The 14,506-nt window shown below is 71.6% G+C and carries 9 protein-coding genes; 7 read left to right on the top strand and 2 right to left on the bottom strand.

Going from position 1 to position 14,506, the window contains the following annotated elements:
- The first annotated feature begins 107 nt into the window (after nucleotides 1-107).
- Entirely contained in the window at nucleotides 108-1,775 is a 1,668-nt protein-coding gene (locus OHB41_RS39885) for an MFS transporter (protein ID WP_526025080.1), read from the top strand.
- A 209-nt stretch (nucleotides 1,776-1,984) separates the two neighbouring features.
- Complete coding sequence (nhaA, locus tag OHB41_RS39880) at nucleotides 1,985-3,898, top strand: Na+/H+ antiporter NhaA (protein ID WP_266704478.1); 1,914 nt, start codon at nucleotides 1,985-1,987, stop codon at nucleotides 3,896-3,898.
- Nucleotides 3,899-4,063: 165 nt separating this feature from the next.
- Here the strand turns inward: nhaA and OHB41_RS39875 are convergent, their stop codons facing one another.
- On the bottom strand, nucleotides 4,064-5,020 hold the full coding sequence (locus OHB41_RS39875) for an NAD(+)/NADH kinase (protein WP_266704476.1): 957 nt from the start codon (nucleotides 5,018-5,020) through the stop codon (nucleotides 4,064-4,066).
- A gap of 149 nt (nucleotides 5,021-5,169) precedes the next feature.
- On the bottom strand, nucleotides 5,170-7,071 hold the full coding sequence (locus tag OHB41_RS39870; protein WP_266706491.1) for an ABC transporter ATP-binding protein: 1,902 nt from the start codon (nucleotides 7,069-7,071) through the stop codon (nucleotides 5,170-5,172).
- 231 nt (nucleotides 7,072-7,302) lie between these two features.
- Between OHB41_RS39870 and OHB41_RS39865 the strand changes: the two genes are divergently transcribed.
- From OHB41_RS39865 to OHB41_RS39845, 5 genes are all read left to right on the top strand, one after another.
- Complete coding sequence (locus tag OHB41_RS39865) at nucleotides 7,303-8,289, top strand: lysylphosphatidylglycerol synthase transmembrane domain-containing protein (RefSeq protein ID WP_266704474.1); 987 nt, start codon at nucleotides 7,303-7,305, stop codon at nucleotides 8,287-8,289.
- Between the two features lie 61 nt (nucleotides 8,290-8,350).
- Complete coding sequence (locus tag OHB41_RS39860; RefSeq protein WP_266704472.1) at nucleotides 8,351-9,115, top strand: crotonase/enoyl-CoA hydratase family protein; 765 nt, start codon at nucleotides 8,351-8,353, stop codon at nucleotides 9,113-9,115.
- A 267-nt stretch (nucleotides 9,116-9,382) separates the two neighbouring features.
- Nucleotides 9,383-10,498 carry a mechanosensitive ion channel family protein gene (locus OHB41_RS39855; protein ID WP_266704470.1) on the top strand — a complete coding sequence of 372 codons (1,116 nt, stop codon included), beginning with the start codon at nucleotides 9,383-9,385 and terminating at the stop codon, nucleotides 10,496-10,498.
- A gap of 452 nt (nucleotides 10,499-10,950) precedes the next feature.
- Complete coding sequence (locus OHB41_RS39850) at nucleotides 10,951-13,170, top strand: NADP-dependent isocitrate dehydrogenase (protein WP_266704468.1); 2,220 nt, start codon at nucleotides 10,951-10,953, stop codon at nucleotides 13,168-13,170.
- Between the two features lie 267 nt (nucleotides 13,171-13,437).
- The gene (locus OHB41_RS39845; RefSeq protein ID WP_266704466.1) at nucleotides 13,438-14,502 is read left to right on the top strand and encodes a right-handed parallel beta-helix repeat-containing protein; all 1,065 of its coding nucleotides are present in this window, start codon (nucleotides 13,438-13,440) and stop codon (nucleotides 14,500-14,502) included.
- Nucleotides 14,503-14,506 lie beyond the last annotated feature (4 nt).

The raw sequence follows: 14,506 nt of genomic DNA, 5'->3' as shown, positions 1-14,506 counted from the left end.
GCGGAGCGGCCTTCCTGCGCTCCCTGCGCCGCAAGGACCTGCCCCCGGGCCCCGGCTACAAGTGGGTCGCGCTGTCCAACACCACGCTCGGCGTGCTGATCGCCACGATGGACGCCTCCATCGTGATCATCTCGCTGCCCGCGATCTTCCGCGGGATCGGGCTCGACCCGCTCGCGCCCGGCAACATCGGCTATCTGCTCTGGATGATCCTGGGCTATCTGCTGGTGTCGGCGGTACTCGTCGTCGTCCTCGGCCGGCTCGGCGACATGTACGGCCGGGTCAAGATCTACAACCTCGGCTTCCTCGTCTTCGCCTGCGCCTCCGTCGCACTCTCGCTCGACCCGTTCCGGGCCGCCGCCGGCGCCCTGTGGCTGATCCTGTGGCGCGTCGTCCAGGCGTTCGGCGGCTCCATGCTCACCGCCAACTCGGCCGCCATCCTCACCGACGCCTTCCCCACCCGGCAGCGCGGCATGGCCCTCGGCATCAACCAGATCACCGCGCTCGCCGGCCAGTTCCTCGGCCTCCTCGCCGGCGGACTGCTGGCAGCCGTCGACTGGCGCGCGGTGTTCTGGGTGAGCGTGCCGGTCAGCATCACCGGCACCGTCTGGTCGTACCTGAGCCTGCGGGAGACCTCGTCGGGGCGCCCCGGCCGCATCGACTGGCTGGGCAACATCACCTTCGCCGCGGGCGCCGGGACCCTGCTGGTCGGCATCACCTACGGCATCCAGCCCTACGGCTCGCACGCCACCGGCTGGGGAAACCCGTGGGTGCTCGCCGGCCTGACCGGCGGTGTCGTCCTGCTGCTGCTCTTCTGCTACGTCGAGTCGCGCGTCGCCGACCCGATGTTCACGCTGGCCCTGTTCAGGATCCGGGCCTTCGCCGCGGGCAACGTGGCGGCGCTGCTGACGGCGATCGCGCGCGGCGGGCTGCAGTTCATGCTCATCATCTGGCTGCAGGGCATCTGGCTGCCGCTGCACGGCTACGCGTTCGAGGACACCCCGTTGTGGGCGGGCATCTTCATGCTGCCCCTGACCCTGGGCTTCCTGATCGCGGGTCCCCTGTCCGGTTACCTGTCGGACCGGTTCGGCGCCCGGATGTTCTCCACGACCGGCCTGATCGTCGTCGCGGTCTCCTTTCTCGGGCTGCTCGTCCTGCCCATCGACTTCGACTACGGGACCTTCGCGGCGCTGCTGCTGCTCAACGGACTGGGCCAGGGCATGTTCTCCTCCCCGAACACCTCCTCGATCATGGGCAGCGTGCCGCCCGAGTACCGGGGCGTCGCCTCGGGCATGCGCTCCACGTTCCAGAACTCGGGCACCGCCCTGTCCATCGGTGTGTTCTTCTCCCTGATGGTCTCCGGACTGGCCTCGTCGCTGCCCGGGGCGCTCAGCGGCGGACTCCAGGCGCACGGCGTGCCCGCCGGCGCGGCCGAACACGCCGCGTCGCTCCCGCCGGTGAGCACGTTGTTCGCCACGTTCCTCGGCAACAACCCCATCGAACACCTGCTCGCGTCCGGTGGAGCCCTCGCCCATCTCTCCCCGGCCCAGCACGCGGCCCTGACCGGTCACACCTTCTTCCCCCGACTGGTCTCCGGCCCCTTCCACCACGGGCTCACCATCGTCTTCAGCGTGGCCGCGGGCATGGCGCTGGTCTCCGCGCTCGCCTCGGCCCTGCGCGGCGGGCGCCGTCCCGCGCAGGACGCCCCTCCACAGGACCGAGGGACCACCGCGGCCGGCCCGTCACGGACGGGACAGCGGCACAACACGCCCTCGTAGGAGCGGCGGCCACCCGGAAAGCGCCCCGAAAAAGCGGCTCGGGACGTGCCCGCGAAACACCCGGAAGGCGCCCGCGCGGGACCCGGACAGGAAGAGGAACCGTCTGCGGGGAGTTACCAGGGGTGCACCATCGGAACGGAGCCGGACCGGGGCGCGCCCTGCCGTGGCTTCGCCGGGTGCGGGTCGACGCCCCGGGCGAGAATCACGGAGTGACTGTGCCACCTGAGCCACCTGAGAGCTCCCTCCTGTCGGGGCAGACCGTGTGCGGCAAGAGCGCCCAGGGTCCGCTGCGGGACTTCCTGCGGACCGAGACCGGCAGTGCCGCCGTGCTGCTCAGCGCGGCGCTCCTGGCACTCGCCTGGGCCAACCTCGGGCCCGGTTCGTACGCGTCCTTCTGGCACACCGAGCTGTCGGTCCGCATCGGATCGGGCGGCGTGTCCCTGGGCCTGCGCGAGTGGGTGAACAGCGGCCTGATGACGCTGTTCTTCTTCGTCGTGGGCCTGGAGGCGCGCCGCGAGTTCGACATGGGCGAACTACGGGAGCGACGGCGGGTCACGCTGCCGGTGCTCGCGGGGCTCAGCGGCATGGCCGTGCCCGTCGCGGTCTACCTGGCCGTCAACGCGGGCCACGCCTCCGCGCAGGGGTGGGGCACCGCCATGTCGACGGACACGGCCTTCGCGCTGGGCATGCTCGCCCTGTTCGGTACGCGGCTGCCGGGCAGTCTGCGGGTCTTCATCCTCAGCGTCTCCGTCGTGGACGACTTCGTGGCGCTGGCCGTCATCGCCTTCGCCTACAGCGGAGCCTTGTCGGTACCGGCGCTGCTGACGGCGCTCGGCCTGTTCGCCGTCCTCCTGCTGGTGCGCCGCGTCCTGGGGGTGCGGATCCCGGCGCTGTACGCGGTGCTGGGCGTGGCGATCTGGGTGGCGCTCCTGAAGTCGGGGGTGGACCCGGTCGTGACGGGGCTCGCGATGGGTCTGCTGACCTACGCCCGGCCGGCCGAACGCAGCGACCTGGAGCACGCGAGCACACTGTTCCGGCGCTTCCGCGAGCAGCCGACGCCGGAACTGGAGCGCACGGTACGCCGCGGGCTGGCCTCGACGCTCTCCCCCAACGAGCGGCTCCAGCGGATGTTCCACCCCTGGACGAGCTATGTGATCGTGCCGCTGTTCGCCCTCGCCAACGCCGGCATCACCGTCAGCGGCGCCCAGCTGGCGCAAGCCTTCACGTCGCCGATCACGCTGGGCATCCTCTTCGGCTACGTCCTCGGCAAACCCCTCGGCATCGTCGGTGCCGCCCTCCTGACCACCCGCGTCAGCCGCGGACGCCTCCGGCCGCCGGCCGGCTGGGGCGCCGTCACCGCGGGCGGCACGCTGGCCGGGGTCGGGTTCACCGTCTCCCTGCTGATCGCGACCCTCGCCTTCGACGGCGACGAACTGGGGCAGGCGAAGATCGGGATCCTGGCCGCCGTGGCCGGCTCGTTCCTCCTGACCTGGCTCGTCACCCGGGTGATCGGCGCCCTGCCGCGGCGTTCCCGCTCCCGGGCCCTGCTCGGTACGAGCCAGAGCATCGTGGATCTCAGCGACTCCGTCGACGTGCGACGCGACCATGTACGCGGTCCCCTGGACGCGCCGGTGACGCTGGTCGAGTACGGGGACTTCGAGTGCCCGTACTGCGGACTGGCCGAGCCCGTGGTGCGCGAGCTGCTCGCCGACTTCGGGGACGTGCGCTACGTGTGGCGGCATCTGCCGCTGAACGACGTGCACCCCAACGCCCAGCTGGCAGCCGAGGCCGCCGAGGCCGCGGCCCTCCAGGACGGGTACTGGGAGATGCACGATCTGCTGCTGGAGCATCAGGGGGACCTGCTCCCCAAGGACCTGCTCCACTACGCCGAGGAGATCGGCCTCGACACCGACCGTTTCCGCGCCGACCTCCGGGCCGGGGCGGGTACGGCCCACATCGCCGCGGACCTTGAGTCCGCCGATCTCAGCGGCGTTTCGGGGACCCCGACGTTCTTCGTCAACGGCCGCCGTCACCACGGCGCCTACGACATCGCCTCGCTGTCCGCGGCCGTGCGCGCCGCGCGGGAGAGGGCGGCGCTCACCGGGGCCGGCCGGACGGCCTGACGCCGGCCCTCGCCGCCGGAGTGCGGGCGCGCCCCGGCGGCGAGGGCCGGGGAGAACGGCCGGCCGGCCGCTCGGGCCGCGCGCCGCGGGGACCGCGCCGCCCAGCGCCCCGGCGGCCGGGTCCGCTCGGACGCGTACCCCGGCACGGCACGAAGTCCCGGTGCGTCACAGCTCCGCGGTATCCGCGACATCGGCGACATCCGCGATCTCCGCCATATCGGCGTGGAGCGCGAAATCGACGTGGTCGTCGGGATGGAGGTGGCCCGCTTCGAGGCTTCCCCTGATGCCGAGTTTCCTGCGGGCCCGCTGGTAGAACGTCGTGCCACCGAGGCGCACCACATGAGCCACCGCGGGGCAGGCCGTCACGGTGATCCGATCACCCGCATCGAGGTACTCGACCACTTCGCCGTCCACCTCGACCGCCAACCGCCCTGTCGTGGGCAGCAGTTCGAGCACCACCTCCTCGTCCGCCGGCAGGACGAGTGCCCGGTCGAACGACGAGTGCGCGCTGGCCGGTACGACGAGGATGGCCTCCACCCTGGGCGAGAGGATCGGGCCGCCCGCGGCGAAGCTGTACGCCGTCGATCCGGTCGAGGTGGCGACCACGAGGGCGTCGGCGGCGTAACGGATGAACTCGTCCCCCTGGAGACTGATGGAGATGGCGGCCATTCCGTGGCCCGGCACCCGGACGAGGGCGATGTCGTTGAACGCCCGGAACTCGCGCCCGTCCGGCAGGCGGGTCCGTACGGCCATCCGGGCCTCGGTGGTGAAGCGGCCGCTGTCGATGCGGTCCAGCGCCAATGCCAGGTCATCGACGTCGATCTCGGCGAGGAAACCCAGCCGGCCCAGGTTGACGCCGAGCACCGGGGTCGCGGAGCCGGAGAGCAGCCGCATGGCGCGGAGCATGGTTCCGTCACCTCCGAGACTGACGATCAGACCGGCCCGGGCCACCAGTTCGTCGCCCGGCACGGCCACGGCGCTGCAGGCGATGCGCCCCACCTCGTCCGGCAGGCCCAGTACTTCGGTCCCGTGCGTACGGGCCCAGTGCACGACGGATTCGATGACCGGCCCCGGATTGCGCCTGGGATGCAGAATCAGGCCGATCGATCCGATCTGACCCATGAGGATTCCCCTTACGTCGACACGACGATCCCGAGTGCTCCATCATTGTCCTGCAGTGCTGCTTTCCTGCCGGTATGACCCGGAACACGGTCGGTGCCCGTGCGGGGACCGACCGTGCCGGGACCGGCCGTGCGGGGACCAGTGGCCCCTCAGTCCATCATCAGCCCGAGGCTCGGCTCCCGGGCGCTTTCCGACCGCGGCTCGTCGAACTGGGTCCGGTACAGCTCCGCGTACCGCCCCTCGAGCGTCAGCAGCTCCTCGTGGGTACCCCGCTCCACGATCCGTCCCGCCTCGACGACCAGGATCACGTCGGCGGCGCGCACCGTGGACAGCCGGTGAGCGATCACCAGGGCCGTGCGCCCCGCCAGTGCCTCGGTGAGCGCTTCCTGCACGGCCGCCTCCGAGGTGTTGTCCAGGTGGGCGGTGGCCTCGTCGAGGATGACGACGCGCTGGCGGGCGAGCAGCAGCCGGGCGATGGTCATCCGCTGGCGTTCGCCGCCGGAGAGCCGGTAGCCGCGCTCGCCGACCACGGTGTCGAGGCCGTCGGGCAGGGAGCGTACGAGTTCCTCCAGACGGGCGCGGCGCAGTACGTCCCACAGTTCCTGCTCCGTCGCGGCGGGGCGGGCCAGCAGCAGATTGTCGCGTACCGAGTCGTGGAAGAGGTGTCCGTCCTGGGTGACCATGCCCAGGGTGCGGCGCATCGACTCGGCGCTCAGGTCGCGGACGTCGACGCCCCCGATGCGGACGGCGCCCCCGTCGGTGTCGTACAGCCGCGGCAGCAGCTGGGCGATGGTCGACTTGCCCGCTCCGGAGGAGCCGACGAGCGCGACGGTCTGGCCCGGTTCGGCGCGGAAGGAGACGCCGCGCAGGACCTCGGCGCCGGCCCGGGTGTCGAGGGCGGCGACCTCCTCCAGGGAGGCGAGGGAGACCTTGTCCGCGGCGGGGTAGGCGAAGGTGACGTCGTCGAACTCCACGGACGCCGGGCCGTCCGGGACCTCCTCGGCGTCCGGCTTCTCCTCGATGAGCGGCTTGAGGTCGAGCACCTCGAAGACGCGCTCGAAGCTCACCAGGGCGCTCATGACCTCGACGCGCGCCCCGGCGAGCGAGGTGAGGGGCGCGTACAGGCGGGTCAGCAGCAGCGCCAGCGAGACGACGGCACCCGGTTCCAGGCTGCCGCGCAGCGCGTACCAGCCGCCCAGCCCGTACACGAGCGCCAGCGCCAGGGCGGAGACCAGCGTCAGGGCCGTGATGAACGCCGACTGCGCCATCGCCGTACGCACCCCGATGTCCCGCACCCGCCCGGCCCGCGCCGCGAACTCGGCGGACTCGTCCTCGGGCCGCCCGAAGAGCTTGATGAGGGTGGCGCCGGGTGCGGAGAACCGCTCGGTCATCCGGGTGCCCATGGCCGCGTTCAGCTGTGCGGCCTCGCGTTGCATCCTGGCCATCCGGCTGCCCATGCGCCGCGCGGGCACCACGAACACCGGCAGCAGCACCAGTGCGAGCAGGGTGATCTGCCAGGACAGGGTGAGCATGACGGCGAGGGTGAGCAGCAGGGTGACGACGTTGCCGACCACTCCGGAGAGGGTGTTGCTGAAGGCGCGCTGGGCGCCGATCACGTCGTTGTTGAGTCGACTGACGAGCGCGCCCGTACGGGTACGTGTGAAGAACGCGACCGGCATGCGCTGTACATGATCGAACACAGCCGCCCGCAGATCCAGGATGAGCCCCTCCCCCAGCGTCGCCGACAGCCAGCGGCTGAGAATCCCGAGTCCTGCCTCGGCGAACGCGATGACCGCGATGAGCACCGCAAGACGGACGACGGTGCCCTCGTCGCCGCGGGACACGATGGCGTCCACGACGCGCCCCGCGAGCACCGGCGTCGCGACGGCCAGCAGCGCGGTGATCACGCTGAGCACCACGAACTGGCCGATACGTCGGCGGTGCGGGCGGGCGAAGGCCGCGATGCGGCGCAGCGTCGCGCGGGCGAAGGGGCGGCGCTCCTGCTGCGCGTTCATCACGCTGTGCAGCTGTGTCCAGGCTGTGGTCTCCATGCTCATGGAAGTGACCGTAGGACCTCAAGCTTCGTTGAGGTCAATGTCTTGCGGAAGAAGTCCACGCGCACGAAGGAACGACCCAGGGAACTCATGACGGCATCCACGACGGTATCCACGGCCCCGCCGACCTCGCCGGCCCCGGCTCCTCCCGCACCTTGCCCGGCGTGTCAGCCACCGGACCCTCGCCCGCAACCTCCTGTTGGTGCGGTGTGGAAAACCTCTCCGGATGTGACAGCGGTCCGTTTTCCCCAGACGCCCCCGCGGGGTCCCCTCAAGGGACTCCCCCGGCGCCTCCCCCTCCGGTCGGTCCTGTGCCTGGTCCCGCTCGCCCTCGTGCTGGTGGTCGGCGTGCGCCACCGCTCCGTGCTCGTGGAGGGTTTCGGCCATCTGCGCGCGGCCGAGTGGCCGTGGCTGCTGGCGGCGGTCGTCGCGACCTGTCTGACCTGGGTCGCCGCGGCCGTCACCCGGCAGGGCGCGGTCGTGGAGCGGCTGCCCGCGCGCAGGCTGCTCGCCACCCAGTTCGCGGCGGGCGCCGCCAACCACCTGCTGCCGACGGGGCTGGGTGCCGGCGCGGTCAATCTGCGTTTCATGACGGGGTGCGGCGTTCCGCTGGCCCGCTCCTCCGCGGCGCTCGCGCTGTACATGCTCGCCGAGTCGGTCGCCCGCCTCGCCCTGCTGGCGGGCCTGCTCGTCGCGTTCCCCGGCGCGCTGCGGCTCGGAGGCCTCCTCCCGGACGGGGCGACGGGCCCTCTGCTGCTCGGCGCGGGCGCGCTGCTGTGCGTCGCGGTGACGGTGCTGCTGCTCGTACGGCGACTGCGCGTGGCGGTGTGGTCGTTCCTGCGCACCGCGCTCGGCGAGGCGCGCTCGGTGCACTCCCGCCCGGCTCGCGCCTGCGCCCTGTGGGGCGGTTCGCTCGCCTTCCCGCTGCTGCAGGCCGCCGGTCTGACCGCGGTGGGACAGGCGATGAACCTGCCGGTGCCGCCGCTGCACATGGCTCTCGCCTACCTGGCGGCGACCGCCGCGGTGGCGATGGTGCCCACGCCGGGCGGGATCGGTTCGGTGGAGGCGGCGCTCGTCGTCGCGCTGGTGGCGGCGGGCGGTCCGGTGGCGGTGGCCACGGCGGTGGTCCTGGCGTTCCGGATCATCACGGTGTGGCTGCCGCTGCTGCCCGGGGCGCTGACGCTGGGGGCGCTGGTGCGTCTGAAGGTGATCTGAGCGGCCAGGAGGGCACGGAGTAGCCTCGGACGTACGTCAGCCGGGAGAAGGGGTCAGCAGGTTGCCGGTCCGGACCGAACGCCAGGGGTACGTCACCACGGTCGTCCTCTCCCGCCCCGCCGCCCGCAACGCGGTGGACGGCCCGACGGCCGTCGAACTCGCCGACGCCTTCCGGGAGTTCGATGCCGATGACACGGCCCGGGTGGCGGTGCTCTGGGGCGAGGGCGGCACGTTCTGCGCGGGCGCGGACCTCAAGGCGATCGGTACCGAGCACGGCAACCGGGTCGCCGAGGACGGTGACGGGCCGATGGGCCCGACCCGGCTGCGGCTGTCCAAGCCGGTCATCGCGGCGGTCGCGGGGCATGCGGTGGCCGGAGGTCTGGAACTGGCGCTCTGGTGCGATCTGCGGGTCGCGGAGGAGGACGCGGTCTTCGGTGTGTTCTGCCGCCGTTGGGGCGTTCCGCTCATCGACGGCGGTACCGTGCGCCTGCCCCGCCTCATCGGCACCAGCCGCGCGATGGACATGATCCTCACCGGCCGCCCGGTCCCCGCCTCCGAGGCGTACGAGATGGGGCTCGCCAACCGTCTCGTCCCGACCGGCCGGGCCCGTGCCGCGGCCGAGGAACTGGCCGCCGGCATCGCCGACTTCCCCCAGTCCTGCCTGCGCAGCGACCGCGCCTCGGTCCTCGATCAGGAGGGCCTGATCGAGAAGGCCGCCATGCGTGGCGAACTCCGCTACGGCATGGATGTGCTGGCCGACGGCATCGAGGGTGCCGCCCGCTTCGCGTCGGGAGCCGGGCGGCACGGTTCGTTCAGCGGGACGTGAGGCGGGCCGGGGCGTGTCCGGAGGCCCCCGGCTGCGTCAAGGCCCGCCGTGCGCGGGCCCGGTGACGGACGGACAGTGGTGGCCGAGGTGCGCTGACCCGGTGACGGACGTACCCCCGAGTACGGCAGGATGAGCGGTCGCCCCGGACGCCGAACGGCTGTCCGGGCGTGTTCGTGCGTTCCCAGATTCGAGCAGGTGGCAAGTGACGACACAGCGCATACGGCCCATGGGCCCTCACCCCGGTCGCGGTTTCCGAGGAGGTCGTCGATGAAGCGTCCCGTCACCCTGGACGACCTGATGATCGCCGGCATAGCCGTGGTCGCGGGACTGCTGGCGGCGTTCCTGCTGCGGATGCTGATGCGATGGCTGGGCAAGCACGCCCAGCGCACCCGCTGGAGCGGCGACGACGTCATCGTGGACGCGTTGCGCACCTTGGTGCCGTGGGCGGCGATCGCCGGCGGGGTCGCGTCGGCGGCCGCGGTGCTGCCGCTGACCGCGCCGGTCGGCCGCACGGTCAACCGCTCGCTGACCGTGCTGCTCATCCTGGTCACGACGGTCACCGCGGCCCGGCTCATCGCCGGACTGGTCCGGTCGGTGACCCAGTCCCGCTCGGGTGTCGCCGGATCGGCCACCATCTTCGTCAACATCACCCGGGTCGTGGTGCTGGCGATCGGTTTCCTGGTCGTCCTGCAGACCCTGGGGATCTCCATAGCGCCCCTGCTCACGGCCCTGGGCGTGGGCGGTCTCGCCGTCGCCCTGGCGCTCCAGGACACCCTCGCGAACCTCTTCGCGGGCGTGCACATCCTCGCGTCGAAGACGATCCAGCCGGGCGACTACATCCGGCTGAGCAGCGGCGAGGAGGGCTACGTCGTCGACATCAACTGGCGCAACACGACGGTCCGTCAGCTCTCCAACAACCTGGTCATCATCCCCAACGCCCAGCTGTCGGGCACCAACATGACCAACTTCACCCGGCCCGAGCAGCAGATGACGCTGACCGTGCAGGTCGGTGTCGGTTACGACAGCGACCTGGACCACGTCGAGCGCGTCACCAACGAGGTCGTCACCGAGGTGATGACCGGGATCACGGGCGCCGTCCCGGACCACGAGCCCGCCGTCCGCTTCCACACCTTCGGGGACTCCCGCATCGGACTGACCGTGATCCTCGGCGTGGGCGAGTTCAGCGACCAGTACCGGATCAAGCACGAGTTCATCAAGCGCCTGCACAAGCGCTACCGCGACGAGGGCATCCGCATCCCGTCCCCCGCCCGCACGGTCGCGCTGCAACCGGGCGGTGCGGAGCTCCTGGAGTCGGGCATACCGCACCAGCGGGACGCGCCGCCGCAGGACCGGACCCGGGCGGACGGACCGGCCCGGTTCTGACGCGCGAGGCGTCGCCTCCGCAGGCGTCGGAGCCCCTCCACTCGCCTCCGGGATCGGAGAGGCTCCGTACCCCGGACGGTGCGACCGGGGTATACGCCGAGCCGGAGTGCCCCTGGTCTCGTGGGGCCGGCGGCCCTGGACACCCGCTCGTGGGGCCCAGGGGCCCAGCACACCCGCTCGCGGGGCCAGGGCCCTCGACCACCCGACGCTGCCCCGGCCCGTAGCCCCGGAACACCCGTGGAGCCGGGGTGGCCCGGGGCTCGTAGGAACGAAGGGGCCCGGGTGCCGGGTGCCCTTCGCCCGCGGGGCCCAGGGGACCTCGTGATCACGCAAGAAAACGGACCTGATCATCCGCGGTCGCGCACTGTCGGATGCGGACCCCTGTCGAGCCGGGGTCGCTCACGAGATATCTTGATGTCGAGCAATGTTGCAGACGTGGAGCGGAGCACCCGGTGACTGACTCGACCATCATCTACACGCACACTGACGAGGCCCCGGCCCTGGCGACGTATTCGTTCCTGCCGGTGGTCCAGGCGTACGCCTCGCAGGCGGGTGTCACTGTGGAGACCCGTGACATCTCGCTGGCGGGGCGCATCCTCGCGCTCTTCCCCGAGTTCCTGGAGGAGGGGCAGCGCGTCCCCGACGCCCTCGCCGAGCTCGGCGACCTGGCCAAGACTCCCGGGGCCAACATCATCAAGCTGCCGAACGTCTCGGCCTCCATCCCGCAGCTCAAGGCCGCGGTGGCCGAGCTGCAGGCGCAGGGCTACGCGCTGCCGGCCTACCCGGACGACCCGAAGTCGGACGAGGAGCGCGACATCCGCGCCCGTTACGACAAGGTCAAGGGCAGCGCCGTGAACCCGGTGCTGCGCGAGGGCAACTCCGACCGCCGCGCCCCCGCCTCGGTCAAGAACTACGCCAAGACGCACCCGCACCGCATGGGCAAGTGGACGTCCGACTCGAAGACGAACGTCGCCACCATGGGCGTCGACGACTTCCGTTCCACCGAGAAGTCCGCGGTGATCACCGAGGCCGGCGCGCTGAAGATCGAGCTGGTCGGCGACGACGGCTCCACCACGGTGCTGCGCGAGTCCGTACCCGTCCTCGCGGGCGAGGTCGTGGACGCGTCCGTCATGCACGTCGCGCCGCTGCGTGAGTTCCTCACCGAGCAGATCGCCCGCGCCAAGGCCGAGGGCGTGCTGTTCTCGGTGCACCTCAAGGCCACGATGATGAAGGTCTCCGACCCGATCGTCTTCGGTCACGTGGTGCGCGCCTTCTTCCCGAAGACGTTCGCGCGCTACGGCGAGGCACTCGCCTCCGCCGGTCTGACCCCGAACGACGGCCTCGGCGGCATCTACAAGGGCCTGGAGGCCCTGCCGGAGGGCGCCGAGATCAAGGCCTCCTTCGACGCCGAACTCGCCGACGGCCCGGAGCTCGCGATGGTCGACTCCGACAAGGGCATCACCAACCTGCACGTGCCGTCCGACGTCATCGTCGACGCCTCGATGCCTGCCATGATCCGCACCTCGGGCCACATGTGGGGCCCGGACGGCCAGGAGGCCGACACGCTCGCGGTCCTGCCGGACAGCAGCTACTCCGGCGTCTACCAGGTCGTCATCGACGACTGCCGCGTCAACGGCGCCTTCGACCCGTCCACCATGGGCTCTGTGCCGAACGTCGGTCTGATGGCGCAGAAGGCCGAGGAGTACGGCAGCCACGACAAGACCTTCGAGGTGCCGACCACCGGTACGGTCCGCCTCGTCGACCAGGCCGGCAACGTCGTCCTGGAGCAGACGGTCTCCGCCGGCGACATCTTCCGCGCCTGCCAGACCAAGGACGCCCCGATCAAGGACTGGGTGAAGCTGGCCGTCACCCGCGCCCGCGCCACCGGTGACCCGGCCGTGTTCTGGCTGGACGAGACCCGCGCGCACGACGCCGTGCTCATCGAGAAGGTCAAGCGGTACCTGCCGGAGCACGACACCGAGGGCCTGGACATCCGCATCCTGTCCCCCGTCGAGGCGACCGAGCTGTCCGTGGAGCGCATCCGCCGCGGCGAGAACACCATCTCGGTCACCGGCAACGTGCTGCGCGACTACCTCACCGACCTCTTCCCGATCCTGGAGCTGGGCACCAGCGCCAAGATGCTGTCGGTCGTCCCGCTGATGGCGGGCGGCGGCCTCTTCGAGACGGGCGCCGGCGGCTCCGCCCCGAAGCACGTCCAGCAGCTGGTCAAGGAGAACTACCTGCGCTGGGACAGCCTGGGCGAGTTCTTCGCGCTCGCGGCCAGCTTCGAGCACCTCGCGACCACCACGGGCAACGCCCGCGCCCAGGTCCTCGCCGACACCCTCGACCGCGCGACGGCGACCTTCCTCAACGAGGACAAGTCGCCGACCCGTCGCGTCGGCGGCATCGACAACCGCGGCAGCCACTTCTACCTGGGCCTCTACTGGGCGCAGGAGCTGGCCGCGCAGACCGACGACGCGGACCTCGCCAAGGCGTTCGCCCCGCTCGCCGAGACGCTCACCGCGCAGGAGCGGACGATCGTCGACGAACTGCTCGCCGTCCAGGGCAAGCCCGCCGACATCGGCGGCTACTACCAGCCCGACCCCGCCAAGGCCGCGAAGGTCATGCGTCCGTCCGCCACCTGGAACGAGTCGCTCGCGACCCTCGCCTGACACACCGTCGGGCCCCTGACGGGCCACGACTGCGCCGCCCCGGCCGGAACCTCCGGCCGGGGCGGCCGCGTTCCACCGGTCCGGTGATCCCGGGTCGGCCGGCGGGCCGGACCGTGCGGGCCCGGCACGGCCTTCCGTCGTCCTGATACCCCCTCAGAGCGCCCGCGCGGCCGACCGACACACCGGCGCACACCCAAGGGCGACAAGGGCTGCCCACCTGGGTGATCAGCGGTGGCGTGCCGGAACCCCCGCTCATAGCTTCGGCCCATGACCAAACGACAGATGGCCTACCTCGCCTGCACCGCGGCCGTCATGGCGACGGGGCTGGGTGCCGCCCCGTCGGCCGACCACCGCGCCGTGCACCGGGTGAGACCCGGCGAGTCCATTCAGCAGGCCGTGGACACCGCACGACCGGGGGACACCGTCCTCATCCTCCCCGGCACCTATCACGAGAGCGTCCGCGTCACCGTGCCGAACCTGACGGTGCGAGGCTTCGGTGCCCGCCGCACCGTCATCGAGCCGGGCCCGGCCTCCGCCGTCGACGCCTGCGCCAAGGCCGGCAACGGCATCTGCGTCACCGGTACGGACAGCAGCCCCCTCACGGGGGTCACCGTGCGCGCACTGACCCTCCGGGGCTTCGCCAAGCAGGGCCTGTGGGCGTCGGGAACCGACCGGCTGACCGTCCGCGGGGTGACCGCCGAGGACAACGGCCAGTGGGGCATCGCCCAGGAGAGGTCCGTCCGCGGGGTGTTCCGGTACAACACCGCCAGGGGCAACGGCGACGCCGGCCTGTTCGTCGCCAACACGGTCTCCACCGAGGAGGGCGCCCGGGACACCCGGGGGACGGTGATCAGCCACAACCGACTGGTGGGCAACCGGATCGGCGTCACGGTGCGCCGACTGCGCAACCTCACCGTCGCCGACAACGAGGCGACCGGCAACTGCACCGGCGTGTTCGTCGTGGGCGACGAGAACAAGCCGCACGCCGGAGCCCTGGCCGTCCGCCGGAACAACATCCACGCCAACAACAGGTCCTGCCCCAAGACCCCCCGGCTGCCCGCGCTGCAGGGCTCGGGCATCGTCCTCACCGGCACCGAGGACTCCCTGGTGACGTGGAACAGGGTCGTGGACAACGTGGGCGCCTCCCCCCTGTCGGGCGGCATCGTGCTGTTCAAGAGCTTCGTCGGCGCCGCCAACCGGGGTGACGTGATCCGCGACAACGTGGTGCTGCGCAACGGCCCGGCCGACCTCGCCGACCGCGACCCCGCCGGCAAGGACAACGTGTTCCTCCGCAACATCTGCCGGGTCTCCCAGCCCGCCGGCAGGTGCTGACCGG

It is taken from the genome of Streptomyces sp. NBC_01571 (genome assembly GCF_026339875.1).
Taxonomy (GTDB): domain Bacteria; phylum Actinomycetota; class Actinomycetes; order Streptomycetales; family Streptomycetaceae; genus Streptomyces.
Note: the sequence above shows the minus strand (reverse complement) of the source record. Positions and strands in the feature narration are given on the sequence as shown.

Coding starts and splice junctions, on each gene's coding strand:
- OHB41_RS39870 (WP_266706491.1), bottom strand. CDS start 7,071: ATGGAGACCACAGCCTGGACACAGCTGCACAGCGTGATGAACGCGCAG.
- OHB41_RS39855 (WP_266704470.1), top strand. CDS start 9,383: ATGAAGCGTCCCGTCACCCTGGACGACCTGATGATCGCCGGCATAGCC.
- OHB41_RS39845 (WP_266704466.1), top strand. CDS start 13,438: ATGACCAAACGACAGATGGCCTACCTCGCCTGCACCGCGGCCGTCATG.
- OHB41_RS39875 (WP_266704476.1), bottom strand. CDS start 5,020: ATGGGTCAGATCGGATCGATCGGCCTGATTCTGCATCCCAGGCGCAAT.
- OHB41_RS39885 (WP_526025080.1), top strand. CDS start 108: ATGGACGCCTCCATCGTGATCATCTCGCTGCCCGCGATCTTCCGCGGG.